Here is a 15385-nt window from a genome sequence, read left to right as displayed (position 1 = left end):
GTCCCGATCGCGGAGCCTGTCGGAGCGCGTCACGGCAGACCGCAGTCCCCACGTTTCAGGGACCGAGGACGGCGTATGCTTCTCGCGCGAGGAGCGCACGCTTCACGGGGATGCCCCACGCGAAGCCCGCGAGGCCGCCGGCGGAGTTGACGACGCGGTGACACGGCACGAAGAGCGCCGGGGCGTTGCGGGCGCACGCACTCGCGGCGGCGCGGACGGCGCGGGCGTTGCCCGTGCGCGTCGCGAGTTCGGTATACGTGATCGGAACGCCCGCCGCGATCCGGCGCAGTTCCGCCCACGCGACGCTCTGCAGTTCCGTCCCGAAGTGCCGAACGGGCACCGCGTCGATCGCTCTCACCTCACCCGCGTAATAGGCCTCCACCGCGCTCGCGTTCCGAGCGACGCCACGCGCGATCTCCGGCCGGTTCCGCACGGAGAGTCGCGCGAGCACCGCTTCCGCGGAGTCCGTCCACCCGGATGAGAGCACCCGCCCGACCTCGTCCTCGAGCAGTGTGAACGCCCCATCGGGCGTGTCGATCGTGTGCACGACGGCTGTCGCGGTCATTCGATGTCCTTCCGTCGGGGTGGTGCGGGGCGGCGCGGCGGCGCATCCGTGGCCGCCCGCCAGAGATGCAGGGAGAAGTAGCTCCGCCACGGGGCGAAGGCGGCGGCGTCCGCGCCGAGCCCCCGGTCGGTGTCCGGGAAACCGAGGGCACGCGCGCCGGCACGGATCGCGACGTCGCTCCGCACGAACACATCGGGGTGGCTCAGCGCCCGGAGGACCACGTAGTCGGCCGTCCAGGGGCCGATGCCGCGGATCGCGGTGAGGCGTTCGGTGACGTCGTCGCGCGTATCGGCGAGGCCGATGGCGAGCGAACCATCGGCGAGTGCTGCGGCGACGCGACGCACGGTGTCCGTCCGTGCGGCGGGTCCGCGGAGGACCTCGTGGGCGTGCTCCGCGATCGCCTGGGGCCGGGGGAACAACCGCCACGCGGTCCCTGTATCGCCGGGCGGCGCGACCGCCGCCGACACCTGCTCGCCGAGCGCCTCGACGAGCCGCGTGAGCTGCGTGCGCGCGGAGGAGACCGTCACTTGCTGGCCGAGGAGCGCGCGCATGAGCATCTCGCCCGCATCGAGCGCACCGGGCACGCGGATGCCGGGCACCCGCTCCACCGCGGAGCGCAGTCGTGCGTCTCGAGCGAGTACGTCGTCGACCGCGGCGGGGTCGGCGTCGAGATCGAGCAGGCGCCGGACCCGGCCGAGGAGGGCCGGCAGGTCGCCGAGGTTCTCGAAGCGCACGAGGGCGTCGATCCGTGGGCGGCCTGTGACGCGCTCGAGCGCGCTCAGGTCGACGAAGGCCGCGCCCTTGGGGAGGCGGACCGTGCGGGCGTACCTCCGGGCGGACGAGAGCTCCATCCCCGGCACGGCGCGCGGCGTGAACCACCCGAAGAGGCCGTCGACGTCGAGCGGCTCGCGGTACGGCAGCGAGAGCCGGATCGATCCGGCCGCCTCTGGCACGGCATTCCGCCCCGCGCTCGAGCGGGCTCGCAGAGCGGAGGGGGTGAGGTCGAAGACCTCGGAGACGGTGTCGTTGAACTGCCGGATGCTCGAGAAGCCGGCGGCGAACGCCACGTCGGCCATCGGCATGGTCGTCCCCGTGATGAGAGCCCGCGCGTTCTGGGCGCGCTGCGCTCGAGCGAGGGCGATGGCCCCGGCGCCGAGTTCGGCGACGAGGATGCGGTTGAGCTGCCGCGTCGAGTACCCGAGCCGGCGGGACAGACCGTCGACTCCCTCCCGCTCCACGACGCCGTCGGCGATGAGTCGCATGGCCCGGGCCGCTGCGTCCTCGCGCAGGTTCCATTCGGGGCTGCCGGGAGTCGCCTCGGGCAAGCACCGCTTGCACGCGCGGAAGCCGGCGAGGTGCGCGGCGGCGCTCGTGGGGTAGAAGGTGACGTTGGCGGCCTTGGGCGTGCGGGCGGGGCAGCTCGGGCGGCAGTAGATGCCCGTGGAGCGGACCGCGGTCACGAAGCGACCGTCGAACCGCGCGTCGCGCGACTCGATCACGCGATACCGCTCACAGAAGTCCATGACCTCAGCCTGCCTCACACGAGTGTGCAGGGCTAGCGGAAATCGGACATCGCCTCTGAGCTCCTCCACCCCGCCATCGAGTCACTCGCGATCCGACCCGCCGTCGTCCTCGAGCGCTCGATCTCGGAGATTCTGATTCTCGTCCTCGAGGTCGAGGACGCGCCGGATCCCGGCGATGTTGACTCCCTCGTCCCGCAGGTCGGCGACCCGGCGCAATCTCTCGAGGTCGTCGTCGCTGTACCGACGGGTGCCGCCAGCAGTGCGCGACGGCTCCAGGAGCCCCTTGCTCTCGTACAGTCTCAGCGTGGCCTCGGGCACTCCGAGCAGGCCCGCCGCGACCGCGATGCCGTACACGGGGGCCGCCGGATCCCGATCCACCATTCGATGCCCCTCCAGGACTTGCGTGGTTCACGTTTTCGTCGTATAAAAAATCTGCAACCGAAAATACAGATAATCTCCATCATCAGCAAGGGAGCGGCCAGCTCCTGATCGCGTATCCGTACCGCACGGGCGCACCCGTGCACCGCATGAAAGGAGAATCCTCAATGGCACTGACCTTCGACCCGATGAGCCAACTGGATCGCTTCGCCGCGGCCGTCCTGGACTCCGTTCGGGCACCTCGATTCATGCCCGTCGATCTGTTCCGCGACGGTGACCGCTACGTCTTGAACGCCGATCTCCCGGGCATCGATCCCGGTTCGATCGACATCGACGTCGATGGCACCCAGCTGACCATCCGCGCCCAACGCACAGCCGACGGACGGGACGACGTCCGGTGGCTGGCTCGCGAACGTGGAGCCGGCTCATTCCTCCGCCAGTTCACGCTCGGCGACGGCGTGGATGTCGACGGCATCTCGGCGGCGTACGCGAACGGTGTCCTCTCGGTGATCATCCCGGTCGCCGAACGCGCGAAGCCGCGGAAGATCGCCGTCGAGACCGACGAGTCGGCGGCGCCGCAAGCGATCGACGCCTGACGCAGGCCGGCCCGGGGCCGCTCGGTCGACCGGCGCCCCGGGCCGGTCCCTTCTCCGCCACCGTCCTCCCCGCCCTCACGGCTAGCCACACGATCTCTATGACCACGATCACCACACAGACGAACACCCCTCGCGGACAGTCCTCCGCCCTGTCCCCTGCACGCAGCGCCTCCGGCAGTCTCCACCGATGGGCCCGGGAAGCGCTACGGCGCACGTTCACTCCCCCAACCACCCGATCGCGCGTGCGCGACGTTTTGACGGTGCTCGGTGGTTACGTCGTCGTGGTCGGACTCTCGGCCGTCCTGCTAACACTGTGGGCGCTGGTCGTGGCGCTCCTCGCCGGAATCCTGACGGTCGGTTCCCTCGATCTCTGACGACCTCAGCCGCGCTCCGGCGGAACGCCGCCGCCATCGCCACGACCCCCAGCCGGTGCCGAACCGGCTGTCGGAGTCGTGGTGGTGTCGACACGCACCGTGAGCGTGACCGTGTAGCCGGAGGACGGGTCTCCCGTAACGGTCGCGAGCTGTGACGCTCCCCCGTCGTCGCCGAAGACGTTGTCGGCGTCGAGGCTCACCTGCTGGAGGTTGCTCGTCGAGCCCGCGTACTCGTCGAGCACATACACATCGCGACACATGTCCGCGGGGAGCGCGACCTGCGATGTCGCGACCGCGTTCGCCGAGTCGGTGATCGAGTCGACGTCCGGGTACACCTCGAAGTGGATGTGGGGCCAGCGGCCCGTGTAACAAGCCGGGACGATCGAGGTGTACGTCACGGTGCCGTCGGCGTCAGCGACCTGGACGCCCCGGAGGTAGGTCTCGTTCTCGATTCCGTCCGAGTACATGGAGTACCCGCCTGCTGCGTCGCAGTGCCACACGTACACGGCGACGCCCTCGAAGGCCGCGTCCCCTCCGGCCATGTCGAGGATCGTGAGTGTGAGCGTCATCGGCACCCCGGCGGCCGTCGCTCCGCCGCCGATGCTCGAGCGGATGTCGCTCCGCACGATCCCGGAATCCGCGAGGACGTCTGGACCGTTCGACCCGTCTCCCGGGTACGGTCCTGCCGTCTCATCCGGAATCTCTCCGGCGGACGTCGTGCCCGACGTCGCCGATCCCGACGCCGATCCCGACGCCGTGGAGGCGGTCGACGATGCACCACGTCCCCCGGAGCACGCGGCCAGCGCGAGCGTGCCCACTCCGAGGCCGAGAAATGCGAGCACGTTGCGGCGGGTCACGAGCGTTCCCACGTCGAAGCGCAATCCCTGGTCCACGACCTCCTCGTCCGGTCTGTCGAGGCTCCGCCCCTCGTATCGTGGTCCGTCGGGTGTCCGCTCCGGTTCCGGGATGCGCGCCATGAGGTCGTCCTTCCATCGTGCTCGTGTCCGTCCACCGAGTCTGGGCGAATCCGCTGTGGCGACTCCCTGCCGCGTCTAGCCGAACGCTATGGATCAACCGCGTCGAGGCCTTGCGCCACTTCCCCCCGGGGCCGAGACTTGCCGAGGCGTCGTGGCTCCGGCTGCGCGCCGACCACGACGACAAGGAGCATGCATGCAGTACCGCACTCTCGGTGGCTCAGGAGCTGCCGTCTCCGAGCAGGCCCTCGGCACCATGACGTTCGGGGCGGAGGCCACGGAGGAGACGTCGCACGAGATCCTCGACGCCTACGTCGGGGCCGGTGGAACCTTTATCGACACCGCCGACGTCTACAGCGCCGGCGTCTCGGAGACGATCATCGGACATTGGCTGGCCGAGCACCCGACGGAGGCAGCCCAGCTCGTCATCGCGACGAAGGGCCGCTTCCCCATGGGCGACGGGCCGAACGACGTCGGCCTCTCGCGCCGCCACCTCCGCACCGCCCTCGACGCTTCGCTCTCGCGGCTCGGCGTCGACCACATCGACCTCTACCAGATGCACGCGTGGGATGCCCACACGCCCATCGAGGAGACCTTGCGCTTCCTCGACGACGCCGTGAGCGCCGGCAAGATCGGATACTACGGCTTCTCGAACTACCTCGGTTGGCAGCTCACGAAGGCCGTGCACGTCGCGAAAGCGCACGGCTTCGCCGCCCCCGTGACCCTGCAGCCGCAGTACAATCTGCTCGTCCGCGACATCGAGCACGAGGTCGTCCCCGCAGCCCTCGACGCGAACATCGGACTGCTGCCGTGGTCGCCCCTCGGCGGCGGTTGGCTCAGCGGCAAGTACGAGCGCGACGTGCCGCCGACCGGTTCGACGCGTCTGGGTGAGAATCCGACGCGCGGCATGGAGGCGTGGCAGGAGCGCAACTCCGACGAGCGCACGTGGAACGTCGTCGATGCCGTGAAGGAGATCGCGGACGGGCACGGCGTCTCGTCGTCGCAGGTGGCCTTGCGGTGGCTCGGCGACCGCCCAGCCGTGACGAGCGTCATCCTCGGCGCCCGCACGGTCGAGCAGCTCCGCGACAACATGGCCGCGACGGACCTCGTGCTCTCGGACGAGGAGACGCAGCGCCTCACCGACGCGAGCACTCCGCGTGTCGACGACTACCCGTACGGCACGGCGGGCGTCGCCCAACGCCACCGCGGCCTCTCGGGCGCCCACTGACCCCGGGTTGATTCACAGCACCGGTCGGGCACGGCGGGGAGCGCTCGCTCGATGAGGTCGACGACCTCCGCCGTGCTCGGTACGTGCGGCGAGTGAATGCCGTCGACGCCCGGCCGCGGCCGTGGCCGAAGCCGCTCGCGGCGATGTCGTCGACGATCTGCATGCGGCTGCGCACCGCCTCGATGCTCGCCGCGCCGGCGTCGAGTCCACGGATCGCCTCGATGACGATGCCGAACTCGGAGTAGCAGAGGTGGGTGTGCATCACGGCTACTGGCCGCCTCCGCTGCCGCACTCGCCCGGGAAGCTGAACGGGCTAACCACAGCTCGAAACAACCCGTATGCTTGTACCCCTGGGGGGTATGCGCATGAGTGGGTATGTCGAGAACAAGAGCGATCTGACCGAGCGGCTCAATCCGGCCGAAGGACAGGTGCACGGGATCGTTCGCATGGTCGAGGACGACGTGTATTGCATCGATATCCTCACTCAAATTTCTGCCGCTACGAAAGCGCCCGAGAATGTGGCACTTCCACTCCCGAATGACCATCTCAGCCACTGCGTCGCGGAAGCCAGCGCCGAAGGCGGAGCGGTAGCTGAAGAAGCTCCATGAGGAGAGCGCTGCGATCGCGCGCCTCGTGCGGTCCTGACCGAAAGAAACAACACCATGTGCGCGACAGAACGAAACGATCTGGGACTGACAGACGCGAACTCGTCTTGCGTCTGCTGCGCGACGGATGCCGCTCCGGCGACATCGTCGGTCACTGCCGGCCCCGTGAGCGCCGAGGTCCTCGTCGACGGCATGACTTGTGGGCACTGTGTGCAGAGCGTCACCAAGGAGCTTGCGGGCATCGACGGTGTCAGCGGCGTGGACGTGAAGCTCAACGTCGGCGGTTCCTCGACGGTGACCGTCACGAGCACCGCTCCGATCACCGCTGATCAGATCAACGCCGCCGTCGCGGAGGCGGGATACACCGTTGCCACATCGCCCGCTTAGGCCCTCTCATCCACCTAGGGGCATTCTCGCGACCGACCGCGACCGGCGCGGACCGCCGCTGCGGATGCTGCCCACACGGTCTTTACACGTTCTCTCCATCAGTCGGACCGGTTTCCCGGTTCTGCACAGCACAGAAACCGACCGCGCCGTCAGCGGCGCGGGAAATTACCTGCACCCACTGAAAGAAGGAACACATCATGAACACGCGCAGAGTCGCTGTCGCATCAACCGCTCTCGCCACCGCTCTTGTCCTCGCCGGGTGCTCCAGCGCCGGGTCCGATGATGGGATGGCCGGCATGGACCATGGAAGCTCCTCCTCCCCCTCGGAGAGCGCCTCCTCGGCGGACGTCAACGACGCGGACACGATGTTCGCGTCCGCGATGGTCATGCATCACGAGCAGGCGATCGAGATGTCAGACGTTCTCCTGGAGAAGGAGGGCGTCAATGAGGAGGTCGCCGCTCTCGCGGAGAAGATCAAGGCAGCACAGGAGCCGGAGATCGAGAAGATGAACTCGTGGCTTGCCAACTGGGGCGTCGAGGGCATGGAGGGAATGGAGGGAATGGACCACGGGGGCATGATGTCCGAGGAGGACATGGCCGCGCTCGAAGCGGCGACCGGCGCCGAAGCCTCGACCCTGTTCCTCGAGCAGATGATCGAGCACCACCAGGGCGCGGTCAGCATGGCTCAAGGCGAAGTGGACAACGGCCAGAACGCTGACGCCGTCGAGTTCGCCGAGAAGATCGTCGCCGACCAGACCGAGGAGATCGTCATGATGCAGGAGCTCCTCGCGTCCCTGTAACAGACCCGCAGACCCGGTTCTCGGCTTTCCTCTCCGAAACGAGTCATCATCTCTCCGCCTCCGCGCGCCCTGCGCGCCACCACCGTTCTTACGGGCCCGGGAGTGATCACGGTGGACCCAACAGGTCAGCGCTCCTTCGTCACGGACGATCGCGGAATCAGCGTCACGTCCGACTTCGGAGCGACCTGGACACCCGTGTGGGATAGCTGATGAACTTTCGCCACGACTGACGTCGTCAGCAAGCCGGGACGGGGCCACCACATCATCTGCCGCCTCGATGTGGTGACCTCACAAGCCCTGTCGGGAACGTGTCTTCTCCTCGTACCCTCGTCGTGAGGCGGCAACCACACGACAGGAGAAGTGACAATGACGACCTTCATTGAGAACATGCTCAAGACCCACCCCGACGGCAGCAACGGTGTGGATACCGCGCTTCTCGCGGATTGCATCGCTGCATGCATCGAGTGCGAGGTCATCTGCACATCGTGCGCCGACGCCTGCCTCGCCGAAGACATGGTCGTGGACCTGCGCGAGTGCATCCGCCGTAACCTCGACTGCGCCGACGTCTGCGCCGCGACGGGAAAGGTCCTCGCCCGGCCCACCTCTGACACCGTCCTTATCCGGGCTCTTGTCGAAGTGTGCCGGGACGCGTGCGTCCGCTGCGCTGAAGAGTGCGAGAAGCACGCCGGCATGCACGAGCACTGTCGCGTATGCGCGGAGGCGTGCCGGCGCTGTGAACAGACGTGCAACGCCCTCCTCGCCGCCCTCTGACCGATAAGGGGGGTCCGCGAACGACGTTCGCGGGACACCAGGTCATTTTACCGGCAGCATTTGGGCCCTCGACCGTGATGATCATCCGGCGATGCTGAGCGTCAAGTCTTCTCAATCCCCGCCTACGGGCGGACTCGATGCCAGTGATCAGGACACGAGACGACGTACTAGGAGGGGACGGAACTACCGACCCCTTTTCGCCGCTCGCTGGCAAGGTTTCGGGCGCGCCAGCCCCCTGCCGACCCCGGTCACCTCATCGCAGAGAACGCCCAGACTCATCCTCGACCGGCTCGACGTCGATGCAATGACACGCTCCAGGCTGCGCCTCCTGCTCACCGAGCCCGACCGGCAGCCCAGTTCCGACTCCTGACGCGACGGCCGTGCGCCCCACACTCCGACGAGCCGAGAGCATCACGCAGCACCACCGAGCGCCTAGACCGCCGGCGCCTGCGCATGGCCGTTTAGCAACACGCTCTAGATGTACTCGGTCATGACGTTGGTTGCAGTCGGGCGGTTGGTGGGCGGTCTCCGAGGGCTGAGCGGCGTCGTTCAGTGTTGTAGTGCTCGAGCCACGGCGCAAGGGCGGTGGAGCGGTCGGTGTTGGTGAGGAAGATCTGCCGGTAGGCCCATTCGGTTTGCAGGGTGCGGTTGAAGCGTTCGACTTTGCCGTTCTGCCAGGGGCAGTGCGGTTTGATGAACTTCTGTGTGATGTCGTGTGTGGTGCAGATCTCGCGCAGCGAGAACCGGTAAGCCCAGGCGTTATCGGTGATCAACCGCTCGATACGAGTGATCCCGTGGCCGGCGAAATACGCGATCGCTCGTTCGAGGAACGCCGCGCAGGTGGGTCATTTTTCGTCGTCGAGGACCTAGGCCAGCCGGGAATGGTCATCGACGAGGGAGTGGACGTAGTCGAACCCGACTCGATCGGCATGCCGATCCACTGGGCGATGACGTATGTCGCGGATCTGCCTATCCGCTCCTGCATGAGAAGCGCAGCATCAGAGATATCGCGCAGATCACCGGCATTCCCAAGAGCGAGGTCGGCCGGATCGAGCGTCGGCTGGAAGGTCACGGCCAGCTCGTATCGGGGGCGAGTCTCCCGCCGTCGGGCGCCCACGATGAAATGCGCGATCGCGTTCGTGCGGCCTGGGGCCACAAATGAAGATTCACTGTCAGCCGGCGATGCCCCTCGAGCCGCATTGACAAAAAGGGGCCCCGGTCAGTCCGGGGCCCCTTGAGCGATACGGACGGCTCACTCGGCCGCGGCCTCCGCCTCATCGAGCGTCAACTCCGCGGGCAGATCCTCGCCCTCTGTCGGATCTACCGCTTCGAAGGTCACGGTCTCCTCCGCCTGCCGACTAAACGCGGACGAACCGTGGTACGCACCCGCATTAGCTCCGGTGACATAGAACTGGGTATCGTACGGCGCGGGCAGGCCAGACGCCGTGAGGTACAGGAGATACGTTCCCCCCCCATCGAGAAGCGGCGTGGGCGGAACGGAGATCTCGTCTGCGTCCGGATCAGGTAGGGCGCCTACTTGTCGAACCTCAACGACGTCCCCGACGTGCAATGACCCGTCCGCTTTGACGATTTCGTCAACGTGGACCTTAGAGATGGTGAACTCGAGTTCGTCGTCGATGTCTCGCGCCGTCTCCTGCTCTCCAACGTGGCCGACAACGACAATGTCGCTATCGTCCGAAAGCTGGCTGACCGACGAATAGAGCGTGGCGCGCGATCCATCGGTCGTCGTCGTAGGGACGGCACACCCGCTAATGCTGACGAGGGCCACGAGAGCGACAGGCAGTGTCAGCGTCTTCGAAATTCTCATTCTTCTCTCATCTCAGTAGAGGGTGTTGATCCCGTTGATTTCATCGCTCGTCAGGTTGCGGACCCCATTGTTGTAGGCAACCGAAGCGGAGGTGTACATGACGCGTGTCTTTGAGGTCACGTGGCCCAAACCGAGTCCGTGGGAAAGCTCGTGCAGCCAGATGACTCGAATTCGTGCTTGGTTCGCGGTGGTGTTCGCGACGTAGTGTGTGTTTACCCTGCTGAGCGAGGACAAGGTCCTTCCCGCCAGTTGCGTCGTGCTGTTCAAGCCCTCCCAGCCCGTGGCGCCGTAGTTGCCATTCCTCGCTTTCCAGGTTGGATCCGTCGCACTCGTTCCGAGAAGCAATACGTCGGTCCTGTCAGAGATGTGGCTTATCGCTGAACTGAGAGCTGTCTTCGACGCCCCACTGGCCCCCGAAGTATCGATCCTGAGATTCGGCGTCGCCCATCTCAGACCTGTGTGCGTGTATGCGTTTGCAGAAGTCGGGACCGCTACCAATGCGACCGCTAGAGCTAGCGCAGAGACGACGCCCGCTAGGCGTAGACGACCACGATGAGAGGTTGATACACGTCCGTTGGATGACATCGACTTCCTTCCGTTGAGCTGAAGTTCCTCTACCGCGAGAGGGGCGTGAGAGCGTCGACGCGCGAGAATCAAGGAAGAGTTCTCGGCTAGTCACACTCGTCCGGCTCGGTGGCGATTTAGGGTCAGCTAACTCCCAAGGGCCGCTGGATGTCTATGAGATACCTATGTCGATTCGGTAACAGCTTGCGAAACTCACTTGTAGGGGCCTAGCTGTCCACCGTCACGTCCAACCTCGCGAAACGCGATTTTCAGTCGGGACTTGTTTACGGCTCGAATGCCCGCTAACTCCGTCCCGAAACTACGGTGAGCAGCTTCGCTCTGTGTCGTCGTTCTCGCTGCGGTCCGTGTCGGGTCAGGTGGTGCCGATGACGAGGGTGCTGCGGGCTGCTTCGACGACATCGTTGGTGATGACGTCGAGCTCGTTGATCTTCAGGACGCGTACACCGCGACGAAGTTCGCCGTCACCTCGGCCACCGAGGCATGGCGTCAGGAGTACACCACCCGTAACGTCCGCTTCTCCGTCATCGAGCCGGGCCGCACCGAGAGCGAGTTGTTCGACCAGAAGGAAGGCGCCGCGGAGGGCTTCACCTCGATGTTCGGTGAGGTCGAGGCGCTGCACGCCGAGGACGTCGCTGAAGCCGCCGCGTTCATCGTGACCAGCCCCCGCCGGGTCGCGGTGAACGAGATCGTCATCCGCCCCACCGACCAGCCCTAATACTCCCGGAACCCGCACACGGCTGAAAGAAGCGACCATGCCGGACACCCATGCCACGGTGATGCGCGCGGTGAAGACCGTCAGCCTGGAATACCTCGACGTCGGCGAGATTCGCGGGGACGAGGTGCTAGTCAGGATCGAGTCGGCGGGAGCGCGGAGACAAGCCGGGGCAGGGCGCTGGGCTCTGGGCTCTGGGCTCTGGGCTCTGGGCTCTGGGATGACGTTGTTGTTGCCGTCGTAGTCGAACTTCTTCCCATTACCGGCGGCGTCTATGGAGGAGTTCGGCTGGAACTTCGTCCCGCCCGTGCCTGCGCGGCTCGTGCCCGTCGCGTAGGTGGCACTGGCCACCGCGCCCGTCGGAAGAGAGACGCTGGTGACGGTGCCGATTGCATCGTAGGAGTACGTCGTCGAGTTGCCCGGCGTCGGCCCAGAGGCGGACGCGTCAGTGGTCGTCGCGATGTAGCTGTTCGCCATCCACGCCGACCTGGATCGTAGACGCTCGCCATTCGCCGCGTCGATCCCTCCACGCCGAACCGGATTGCTTCGTGCCGTTCGGCGGTTGGCGGTCGGCGGTTGCGGTCGCAGTTCAGGGCAGGCGGGGAACGGAGTCGAGCAGGCGCCGCGTGTACGGGTGCCGCGGCTCGGTGAGCACCGAGCGCGTCTCGCCCTGCTCGACGATGATTCCGCCCTCGAGCACGGCGATGCGACGGCACAGCGCGGCCACGATCGTGAGGTCGTGGGAGACGAGCAGGAGCCCGATCCCCCGCTCCCGTGCGAGACGCTGGAACAGCTCGATGACCTGCATCCGCACCGACGTGTCGAGGGCGCTCACGGGCTCATCAGCGAGAATCACGCGCGGCTCGGGTGCGAGGGCGCGCGCGATCGCGATGCGTTGACGCTGCCCTCCGGAGAACGCGTCAGGGTAGCGCTCGGCGGCATCGGCCGGGAGCCCGACCGACTCGAGGAGCTCGGTGACGCGAGCGGCCCGCTCGGTACGGCCGCCCGCGATCCCGAGGGAGCGCAGCGGCTCCGCGACGGAGTCCCCCACGCGCATGCGCGGGTCGAGGGAGGAGAAGGGGTCCTGGTAGACGGGCTGCACAGCCCGACGGAACGCCAGCATCGAGCGGGTGTCGCGACGGTCGAGCGCGTGTCCCTCGAAGCGGATCTCACCCGATGTGGGCGCGCCGAGCCCGAGCAGCAACCGGAGCAGCGAGGTCTTCCCGGCGCCCGACTCCCCGACGAGACCGACACTCTCACCCGGGACGAGTGCGAGCGAGACGTCGTGGAGCACCTCGGCCCCGCGACCGTAGGAGAAGCTCACGCGATCGGCGGCGAGGACGACCGGCGCGGCGTTCGCCTGCGCCTCACCGGGCGTCGCGGCGGTCATACTCGCCCTCCGTCGAGTGGCGCGGCGGGAAGCAGGTCGTCGAGTGCTCGCGAGGCGGCGACGAGCGTCCGGGTGTAGCCCTCCCGTGGCGCCGAGAGCAGCTGCCGCGTCTCCCCTGCCTCGACGACGCGCCCCGCCCGCATCACGACGACCCGGTCGGCGATGCCGGCGACGACGGGCAGGTCGTGGCTGATGAACACGAGCGACATGCCCCGCTCGGCGACAGCCGACTGGATGAGCTCGAGCACCCCGGCCTGCACCGTCACGTCGAGGGCCGTCGTGGGCTCGTCGGCGATGAGGAGACGGGGGCGGGCCGCGAGGGCGAGGGCGATCGCCACTCGTTGCCGTTGACCGCCCGACACCTCGTGGATGAAGGAGCGCGCGATGCGCTCCGGTTCCGCGAGCTGCACGTCCGCGAGGGCGTCGAGCACGGCACGCCGGAGGGCGTCGCCCCGCAGTCCCCGGTGCTGACGGAGCGGCCACGCGAGCTGAGCACCGATGCGCATGAGCGGGTCGAGCGACGCGAGCGGTTCCTGGAAGACCGCGCCGACCGTCGACCCGCGCACCGTGTCGAGTCGGCGTTGGCGGGCGCCCACCACCTCGACGTCCCCACCGTCGGCCGCCAGGCGGATCGACCCGCTCGCGCGCAACGGATGCGCGAGCAGCCCGAGCACCGCGAGCGCCGTGAGGGACTTGCCCGAGCCCGACTCGCCGATGACGCCGAGCCGCTCGCCTTCGCCGAGCTCGAAGGAGACGTCGTCGACGAGCGGGGCCCCGGCTCCGTCGACGTGAACGCTCAGCGCGTTGACCGTGAGCAGCGCGGTCATCGGATGCTCCGTCCCGCCGGATCGGCGACGTCGCGCAGACCGTCGGCCAGAAGGTTGACGCCGATGATCGTGGCGACGAGGAGGAGCCCGGGGAGGATCGCCGCCGACGGCGCGACGAGCACGGTGCTCTGCGCCTCCTGCAGCATGCGCCCCCACGACGCGTTCGGCGGCGGCGAGCCGAGGCCTACGTAGGAGAGCGAGGCCTCCGCGACCACCGCGCCGCCGAACTGCAGGGCGAGCGGCACGATGAGCGTCGGCCAGACGTTGGGGAGCACGTGCAGGCGGATGAGGCGGAGGGTGCCCGTGCCCGATGTACGTGATGCCTTCACGAACTCCTGCGCGAGGACGCGCGAGGCGGTCACGCGCGTGAGTCTCGCGATGACCGCCGAGCCCGCGAGTCCGATCGCGAGGATCGCGGAGTCGAGGGAGGCGCCACGCCACGCGACGACGAGCATCGCGAGCAGCAGCGTCGGGAAGGCGATCGCGATGTCGAGGAGGCTCGAGAGCGCGTCATCGATCCAGCGGCCCGCCGTCGCGGCGACGAGGCCGACGACGACCCCCACGACCGCGGCGATCGCGACGGACCCGAGTCCCGTGAGCATCGCGAGGCGCGCGCCGATCATGAGTTGCGTGAAGAGGTCGCGGCCGAGCCGGTCCGTCCCCGCCCAGTGCTCGCCCGACGGCGGTTGCAGCCGCCCGCCCGTCGTGTCGGACGGCTCGTACGGGAGCGCGAACAACGACAGGACCGCCACGGCGACGATGACGCCGAAGAGCACGCCTCCGACGACGAGGTTGATCGACGTGCGACCGCGCGTGCGTCGGGCTGCGGGCTTCTGCTCAGCGGCGGTGGGAACGGTGACGGTCACGCGATCGCCCTCGCTCTCCGGTTGCCGGAGACGGACGCCCGCAACCGTGGATCGATGATCCGCTGCACGACGTCGGCGACGAAGCCGAGCAGCAGCACGAGAGTCGTCGAGACCAGCAGCACACCCTGCACGCTCGGAAAGTCCTGCTCCTGGATCGCCACGAGCAGCATGTCGCCGAGTCCCGGCAGCGCGAAGACCCGCTCGACGATGACCGCCCCGACGAACGTCGTCGACAGCTGGATCGCGAGGATCGAGATCACCGGCACGATCCCGTTGCGGATCCCGTGGCGCACGAACGCGCCCGCGAAGCTCTGCCCCGTCGCCCGCGCCGCCCGCATGTATTGCTGCCCGAGCACGTCGAGTGTCGCGCTCCGCACGTACCGGGCGAGGTCGCTTCCCGAGACGATCGCGATCGTCAGCACCGGGAGTGTGAGCGCAAGGAGCGCGGCGCCCGGGTCCTCCCAGTCGGTGCGCGGGAAGCCGCCGGCCGGGAAGATCCGCGCGTTCAGGGCGAGCGCCGTGACGAGCAGGATGCCGACCCAGAACACGGGCACCGCGCCGCCGAGCTGCGACACCGCCGAGAACGCCGTCCCGTACCAGGTGCGCGAGCGCCACGCGGCGATGAAACCCACCGGCACGGCGATGACGACGGAGAGGAGGAACGCGAGCACTGTGAGCGGCAGTGTCACGTTGAGCCGACGGAGGATCTCGTCGCCGACGGGCAGGTTGTTCGTGAACGACCTGCCCAGGTCGAGCCGTGTGAGCTGCAGCACGTAGTCGCCGAACTGCTCGAGGATCGGGCGGTCGACGCCGAGACGCGCGGCGGCGGCCGCGATCTCCTCGTCGGTCGCTCCGACACTGATGAGCGCGTAAACGGGATTGCCCAGCAACCGCAGCACGACGAACAGGATCACCACGGCCAGCGCGAACGCGAGCAGCAGCAATCCTGTCCGTCGGAGCAGATACCGGCCGATGG

17 protein-coding genes and 4 pseudogenes are annotated in these 15385 nt (G+C 67.7%); 8 read left to right on the top strand and 13 right to left on the bottom strand.

The window, feature by feature from the left end:
- Positions 1-55: 55 nt before the first annotated feature.
- From ELQ92_RS02340 to ELQ92_RS02330, 3 genes are all read right to left on the bottom strand, one after another.
- On the bottom strand, positions 56-565 hold the full coding sequence (locus ELQ92_RS02340; protein ID WP_128497325.1) for a methylated-DNA--[protein]-cysteine S-methyltransferase: 510 nt from the start codon (positions 563-565) through the stop codon (positions 56-58).
- On the bottom strand, positions 562-2088 hold the full coding sequence (locus tag ELQ92_RS02335; RefSeq protein WP_128497324.1) for a DNA-3-methyladenine glycosylase 2 family protein: 1527 nt from the start codon (positions 2086-2088) through the stop codon (positions 562-564). Before ELQ92_RS02335 ends, ELQ92_RS02340 begins: the two co-directional genes overlap by 4 nt.
- An 81-nt stretch (positions 2089-2169) precedes the next feature.
- The gene (locus tag ELQ92_RS02330; RefSeq protein WP_128497323.1) at positions 2170-2469 is read right to left on the bottom strand and encodes a MerR family transcriptional regulator; all 300 of its coding nucleotides are present in this window, start codon (positions 2467-2469) and stop codon (positions 2170-2172) included.
- Between the two features lie 164 nt (positions 2470-2633).
- On the opposite strand from ELQ92_RS02330, the gene ELQ92_RS02325 reads away from it, so the two are divergent.
- Positions 2634-3062 carry an Hsp20/alpha crystallin family protein gene (locus ELQ92_RS02325; RefSeq protein WP_128497322.1) on the top strand — a complete coding sequence of 143 codons (429 nt, stop codon included), beginning with the start codon at positions 2634-2636 and terminating at the stop codon, positions 3060-3062.
- Positions 3063-3304: 242 nt separating this feature from the next.
- Positions 3305-3436 carry a hypothetical protein gene (locus ELQ92_RS16685; RefSeq protein WP_279432148.1) on the top strand — a complete coding sequence of 44 codons (132 nt, stop codon included), beginning with the start codon at positions 3305-3307 and terminating at the stop codon, positions 3434-3436.
- A gap of 5 nt (positions 3437-3441) precedes the next feature.
- Here the strand turns inward: ELQ92_RS16685 and ELQ92_RS02320 are convergent, their stop codons facing one another.
- Positions 3442-4413: an intradiol ring-cleavage dioxygenase gene (locus ELQ92_RS02320; RefSeq protein ID WP_128497321.1), complete on the bottom strand. Its 972-nt coding sequence runs from the start codon at positions 4411-4413 to the stop codon at positions 3442-3444.
- Positions 4414-4606: 193 nt separating this feature from the next.
- Between ELQ92_RS02320 and ELQ92_RS02315 the strand changes: the two genes are divergently transcribed.
- Positions 4607-5638 carry an aldo/keto reductase gene (locus tag ELQ92_RS02315; RefSeq protein ID WP_128497320.1) on the top strand — a complete coding sequence of 344 codons (1032 nt, stop codon included), beginning with the start codon at positions 4607-4609 and terminating at the stop codon, positions 5636-5638.
- Here ELQ92_RS02315 and ELQ92_RS02310 read toward each other — a convergent pair.
- Complete coding sequence (locus ELQ92_RS02310; protein ID WP_243694885.1) at positions 5547-5900, bottom strand: hypothetical protein; 354 nt, start codon at positions 5898-5900, stop codon at positions 5547-5549. The two genes, ELQ92_RS02315 and ELQ92_RS02310, sit on opposite strands and share 92 nt — an antisense overlap.
- Before the next feature lie 103 nt (positions 5901-6003).
- On the opposite strand from ELQ92_RS02310, the pseudogene ELQ92_RS02305 reads away from it, so the two are divergent.
- From ELQ92_RS02305 to ELQ92_RS02290, 4 genes and pseudogenes are all read left to right on the top strand, one after another.
- Positions 6004-6283 (top strand): annotated as a pseudogene (locus ELQ92_RS02305) (metal-sensitive transcriptional regulator).
- Between the two features lie 125 nt (positions 6284-6408).
- A complete protein-coding gene (locus tag ELQ92_RS02300; RefSeq protein WP_243694821.1) occupies positions 6409-6630 on the top strand; it encodes a heavy-metal-associated domain-containing protein in 222 nt (73 codons plus the stop codon).
- Positions 6631-6827: 197 nt separating this feature from the next.
- On the top strand, positions 6828-7430 hold the full coding sequence (locus ELQ92_RS02295; protein WP_128497319.1) for a DUF305 domain-containing protein: 603 nt from the start codon (positions 6828-6830) through the stop codon (positions 7428-7430).
- A gap of 366 nt (positions 7431-7796) precedes the next feature.
- Positions 7797-8201 (top strand): four-helix bundle copper-binding protein, encoded by a 405-nt coding sequence (locus tag ELQ92_RS02290; RefSeq protein WP_128493685.1) that lies wholly within the window; start codon positions 7797-7799, stop codon positions 8199-8201.
- 488 nt (positions 8202-8689) lie between these two features.
- Here ELQ92_RS02290 and ELQ92_RS02285 read toward each other — a convergent pair.
- The 4 genes and pseudogenes from ELQ92_RS02285 to ELQ92_RS16835 all read right to left on the bottom strand — a co-directional run.
- Positions 8690-9118 (bottom strand): annotated as a pseudogene (locus ELQ92_RS02285) (integrase core domain-containing protein); the annotation flags it as partial.
- A 335-nt stretch (positions 9119-9453) separates the two neighbouring features.
- Positions 9454-10029, bottom strand: a complete 576-nt coding sequence (locus tag ELQ92_RS02280; RefSeq protein WP_128497318.1) for a hypothetical protein — start codon at positions 10027-10029, stop codon at positions 9454-9456.
- A 12-nt stretch (positions 10030-10041) separates the two neighbouring features.
- Entirely contained in the window at positions 10042-10614 is a 573-nt protein-coding gene (locus ELQ92_RS16800) for a matrixin family metalloprotease (protein WP_128497317.1), read from the bottom strand.
- Between the two features lie 352 nt (positions 10615-10966).
- Positions 10967-11053, bottom strand: a pseudogene (locus ELQ92_RS16835) (AAA family ATPase); the annotation flags it as partial.
- Positions 11054-11104: 51 nt separating this feature from the next.
- On the opposite strand from ELQ92_RS16835, the pseudogene ELQ92_RS16795 reads away from it, so the two are divergent.
- Positions 11105-11329 (top strand): annotated as a pseudogene (locus ELQ92_RS16795) (oxidoreductase); the annotation flags it as partial.
- A 586-nt stretch (positions 11330-11915) separates the two neighbouring features.
- Here ELQ92_RS16795 and ELQ92_RS02260 read toward each other — a convergent pair.
- From ELQ92_RS02260 to ELQ92_RS02245, 4 genes are read right to left on the bottom strand one after another with little or no spacing between them, the layout of a single operon-like run.
- Positions 11916-12716: an ABC transporter ATP-binding protein gene (locus ELQ92_RS02260; RefSeq protein ID WP_128493680.1), complete on the bottom strand. Its 801-nt coding sequence runs from the start codon at positions 12714-12716 to the stop codon at positions 11916-11918.
- Positions 12713-13543: an ATP-binding cassette domain-containing protein gene (locus ELQ92_RS02255; RefSeq protein WP_128497316.1), complete on the bottom strand. Its 831-nt coding sequence runs from the start codon at positions 13541-13543 to the stop codon at positions 12713-12715. Before ELQ92_RS02255 ends, ELQ92_RS02260 begins: the two co-directional genes overlap by 4 nt.
- Positions 13540-14409, bottom strand: coding sequence for an ABC transporter permease (locus ELQ92_RS02250; protein WP_128497315.1), 870 nt, complete (start codon positions 14407-14409; stop codon positions 13540-13542). The genes ELQ92_RS02255 and ELQ92_RS02250 overlap by 4 nt, the downstream gene beginning before the upstream one ends.
- Complete coding sequence (locus tag ELQ92_RS02245) at positions 14406-15353, bottom strand: ABC transporter permease (RefSeq protein WP_243694819.1); 948 nt, start codon at positions 15351-15353, stop codon at positions 14406-14408. Before ELQ92_RS02245 ends, ELQ92_RS02250 begins: the two co-directional genes overlap by 4 nt.
- Positions 15354-15385: the final 32 nt, after the last annotated feature.

The sequence above is a fragment of the Labedella populi genome (assembly GCF_004078655.1).
Taxonomy (GTDB): domain Bacteria; phylum Actinomycetota; class Actinomycetes; order Actinomycetales; family Microbacteriaceae; genus Labedella; species Labedella populi.
The sequence above is the reverse complement of the archived record's forward strand: the minus strand, read 5'-3'. Positions and strand labels throughout refer to the sequence as shown.